This is a genomic window from Kordiimonas lipolytica (genome assembly GCF_001550065.1).
Map to the genome: position 1 here is coordinate 1 of NZ_LRUB01000003.1, position 3,740 is coordinate 3,740.

4 protein-coding genes are annotated in these 3,740 nt (G+C 50.1%); 2 read left to right on the top strand and 2 right to left on the bottom strand.

The annotated features are described in order from the left end of the window. Positions 1-336: ATP-binding protein (locus KORM41_RS02595; RefSeq protein WP_197420904.1), on the top strand; the 336-nt coding region annotated here is incomplete at its 5' end. 86 nt (positions 337-422) lie between these two features. Here the strand turns inward: KORM41_RS02595 and KORM41_RS02600 are convergent. Further along, positions 423-1,610: an ATP-binding protein gene (locus tag KORM41_RS02600; RefSeq protein ID WP_068144105.1), complete on the bottom strand. Its 1,188-nt coding sequence runs from the start codon at positions 1,608-1,610 to the stop codon at positions 423-425. A gap of 169 nt (positions 1,611-1,779) precedes the next feature. Between KORM41_RS02600 and KORM41_RS02605 the strand changes: the two genes are divergently transcribed. Continuing rightward, on the top strand, positions 1,780-2,253 hold the full coding sequence (locus KORM41_RS02605) for a hypothetical protein (RefSeq protein ID WP_156431864.1): 474 nt from the start codon (positions 1,780-1,782) through the stop codon (positions 2,251-2,253). Between the two features lie 44 nt (positions 2,254-2,297). Here KORM41_RS02605 and KORM41_RS02610 read toward each other — a convergent pair. Beyond that, a protein-coding gene (locus KORM41_RS02610; protein WP_156431865.1) for an IS3 family transposase occupies positions 2,298-3,652 on the bottom strand; the annotation gives its coding sequence in 2 pieces (ribosomal slippage) (positions 2,298-3,305 and positions 3,308-3,652; 1,353 coding nt in all). Positions 3,653-3,740 lie beyond the last annotated feature (88 nt).

Here is a 3,740-nt window from a genome sequence, read left to right on the forward strand (position 1 = left end):
GTGCATGAACTGATGGAGGCGAGGGATGAGAAGTCCCTGCTGCGCTACAAGAAGAAGCTGGCCAAATACAGATTGCTGATCGTTGACGAACTGGGCTTTGTGCCGCTCTCAAAGACCGGCGCCGAACTGTTGTTCGAGGTCTTCTCCGAGCGATATGAAAGTGGCTCCACCATCATCACCAGCAACCTTCCGTTCGACGAGTGGACAGAAACCTTCGGCTCGGAACGCCTCACCGGCGCGCTCCTCGACCGGCTGACCCACCATGTTCACATCCTCGAGATGAACGGCGAAAGCTACCGCCTCGCGCAGAGCCGCTCAAAACCCCACCCAAAATGATCGCCAAAATATGATAGCCGGGGGCATGCCCCCGGCTATCATATCAACCATATCCATACTGGCTCACTTTTACGCCGCCCTATGGCCTAATTTTGCTCCGCCCTTGACACGATGAACCGCAGGCTCTCTGTATCAATTAAACCTGCAAGGCCAGGCACATGTGTGGTTAATAGTATCTGGTCGCCATTTCTTGAAATTTCCTTGAAAGCCTCAATTATTCGGTGCTGGCTGTCCGGATGTTGAGATGTCTCGGGTTCTTCGATTGCGTAAACAATCGGTACCCTGGATGCAGCATCGCGTGCTTTCTCTTCTTTTTTTCGCTTTGCTTCTGCTTGAAAGAAGCTGAGCAAGATAAGCCTGCGAATACCAGACCCTCGTTTGTTGAGTGGGACCTGATCATCGCTTTCCAAATCAAGCTTGAAAACAGAATCCCATTTCGGGTCTCGAAAAACGGGCTTCAGGACTGAAGCTAGCTCTAAATCCGGGTACGACTTTTTTAACTCATCAATGGTTCGATTGGCGGTCGCTTCCGCGACGGCCTGTACCTGATCGGCGATGTCATTCAGTTGCCCAGTTAGCCCAGCCAACGCAGACTGGATAGCTAACTTCATCGGATTTTGAACCTCAGGGTCTTGGTCTGAACTCGCGCGATCAGACTTGAACAGTGCATACACTGGAAAGCGCTTCTTTAAGCTCTCCCAAACATCTTTCGCGCCACCGTCTTTTAATGGGACCTCGGTTTCCCCCAAAGCAAGGTCATCGGCGGCCTCATACAGCGCCTGCCTCATTGAAGGATTGTTGTTGAGCTGGCACTGCCCTTCGAGACCGGCAGCCTTCACTATTTTCTTTAGGTCGGTATTAGTTTTTTGAAGCAAACCCGAAACCTCTTTGGCAGTCGGGTGCAAAGCCGTCGCCACTATTCGACACGGGACGGTTTTCTTCCTACAGTCATATGTTTTGGTGATTTCCAGATCACCTTCTGAGTTTAATAGAAACTCATTGGCGAGTGTAGTCTGAGCACCTGCATCCAAAATGAGCTCATCGGGCAGACTTGAAAACACGACGCTAATCTTCACATTTCCGGCATCGCCTCTGGTGTTTGCATCACCCTGATCAATCTTTGTCGATCCCTCGAAAAAAATATCAAGCGCTTCCAGGATTGTTGATTTTCCAGCGTCGTTTCGACCGATGAACGCTGTCATATCCGCCAAAGGGATTGGGGTGCATTCCCTATAACCCCTAAAATTCTCTAAGATTACTGCTTTAAGTTTCATCACATGGCACCCTCAAGCAATTTCATCTTGGACCGGCGATCACTCTGAGTGAAAGTATCTCAGTTCAGTCCATTTTTGAAATTAGACTATTAATTAATATTGTGGCGCGTGTTTTTTTCCTACAGGCAAATGCAGTTTTCAAAACTTCTAAGTAGCTATGCACTACAACATGAATACCTACACACCAGCCCAGGCCCTGCAGCCGGATGAGTTCCTTAACAGCTACCTTCTTCGCAGAATACTTATGGCGGAACCCACATCACCAAAGAATTTGAGTGGTATTGTGGCAGCCAGCCGCTCCTGGTATCTGTTACCCAAAGTGCCCCCACATCTCGGGTATCTTTTTGCTCATCTGACCTATTCAGAAAAACTTAAGATTGTCATCGACACTACCAACATCTGGACGATGGAATTTACTAATAATCCTTTTTATCTTCCACGAGCATGCGCAGCTGTATTTGAGGGCGCACAACTGACCACGTCATTCGCCCGAGCAACCGGCTGGACAACACCAATACACTATTGCCCAGGTTGTTTCATGGCCCAATTGGAGCAGTTCGGTTTTGTCTGGTTTAAGAGGGACTGGCTGATTTCCTCGCGTTGTGAGAAGCATGTCCGTCGTCAGATAAATTGTTACCAGTAGGCGCTTAAAATAAGAGAGGTTTTGATCTCATATCTTGTTTTAAGTTAAGCAGCCTTTGCGTGATGTCGCAAGGCTCGTTGTCTTAAGGTTTGTTGTTTGATTTTTCTCCTTCTGTCCAGAATGGTTGGGCCCCGCCCGAAGTAGACATCTGCAGGCGTCAGATTGTTCAGGCTTTCATGATATCGCTCGTGATTATAGTAGTGGATAAACTGGCCGATCTCATGTTCCAGATGACCGGGTAGATAATAGTTATCCAGGAGAATGCGGTTCTTCAGTGTTTGGTGCCAGCGTTCAATCTTGCCCTGTGTTTGCGGGTGATATGGCCTGCCGCGAACATGCCCCATGCCCTTGGCCTTCAGGAAGTCCGCCAGTTCCTCTGCCACATAGGACGAACCATTATCTGATAACAGGCGGGGCATGGCAGCTTTGTCATGACAGCCAGAAGCATTCAGCGCCTGATCAATTGTGTCTGTCACATCCTTGGCTTTCATGGTGCTGCAAAGCTTCCAACTGATCACATAACGGCTGTAATCATCCAGGATCGTGGATAGATAATACCAGCCCCAGCCTTTGATCTTGAAGTAGGTAAAGTCGGTCTGCCATTGCTCGTTAATGCGCGCCGGCTTGTCTTTGAACTCGTCCGCAGCCTTGATCACCACATAGGCCGGGCTGGTGATCATGTTTGCGGCTTTCAGCATGCGGTAAACGCTGGCTTCCGACACAAAGTAGCCCTTGCTGTCCGTGAACTTTACGGCCAGTTCCCTCGGGCTCAGTTCTGGCTCGTCCAGTGCCATATCATGCACCTGTTTACGGATATGATCCGGGATGCGGTTCCAGGCTTCGCCAGGGTGCGGCTGCCGGTCATTGAGACCATCAAAGCCACTGGCCAGATACCGGTCATACCAGCGGTAGAAAGTCGTGCGTGGAATGCCTATCCTGTCCAGTGTCTGACGTGCCGACAGATGTGACTGTTCGACAGTGCGGATGATCTCAAGCTTCTCAGATGCAGAGTATCTCATTCTTCGTACCCCCCATCCCCGACCACGCTTTTTTTAAGTAGCCGTATCTCCAGGGTTTGCTCCGCCACCACTTCCTTCAGGTCCCTGGCTTCCCGCCTTAGGTCGTTTACCTCGTCACTGGTGGCTGCACGCACTGTATCGCCTGCCAGGCGCTGCTTGCCGGCCTCCAAAAATTCCTTCGACCATTTGTAATACATGCTCTGCGCGATGCCTTCCCGGCGACACAGTTCGGCAACCGATGTCTCGCGGCTCAGCCCCTCAAGGACAATCCGGATCTTCTCCTCGGCCGAATAAATCTTCCGCGTCGCGCGGCGGATGTTCTTAACTGTTTGATCTGCGGCTGACTTGCCACTTTTTGAACTAGAGGATTTAGCTTTCATTCTTCGTTCCTTACGTCACTTCAAATGAAATCAAAATCCTCTCTTATGCAATTGCCTTCTTTGGCCCCATAAGCCCTGACGGGGAACA

Bases quoted from the DNA above. Each gene is read 5' to 3' on its own strand.
- KORM41_RS02600 (WP_068144105.1), bottom strand. From the start codon at position 1,610: ATGAAACTTAAAGCAGTAATCTTAGAGAATTTTAGGGGTTATAGGGAA.
- KORM41_RS02605 (WP_156431864.1), top strand. From the start codon at position 1,780: ATGAATACCTACACACCAGCCCAGGCCCTGCAGCCGGATGAGTTCCTT.